The organism is Pedobacter sp. 01N416 (assembly GCF_056399685.1).
Genome location: NZ_JBFTRT010001158.1, coordinates 1 through 364 on the forward strand (window position 1 = coordinate 1; position 364 = coordinate 364).

Consider the following 364-nt stretch of genomic DNA (forward strand, 5'->3'; position numbering starts at 1 on the left):
GTTTGCTATTACCTGATCCATAGAACAAAATTTCGCATAAACCTTTCCCTTGGTTGCCTCTTCAAGAAAGTCTGATTTTACATTAATGAGTGCTCCTTTGTGAAAGATAAGGGCTACATAGTTTTTGATCCTTGGATTGAAAGTGGCCAGGTCTTCTTTGTAAAAAAAACTAGGGCCTCCCCACTTTATGTCTTCTTCTATTTTAGGGTTTGCATTGACAATAATAGATCTTACTGCTTCGAGTTCTGCTTTAAGCGGGTGTTCAAGTTTAGCGATAAACTCATCTACTTTTTTTGTGTTGTTCATAATGGTTTGATATTAATAGTTATAACAAATATCAATATCTTTTATGGAGGGAATTAGG

At 34.9% G+C, this 364-nt stretch carries 1 protein-coding gene; it reads right to left on the reverse strand.

Annotated features, from left to right (window positions below):
* Positions 1–306: DUF1801 domain-containing protein (locus AC1DND_RS29695; protein WP_477586658.1), on the reverse strand; the 306-nt coding region annotated here is incomplete at its 3' end.
* Between the last annotated feature and the right edge of the window lie 58 nt (positions 307–364).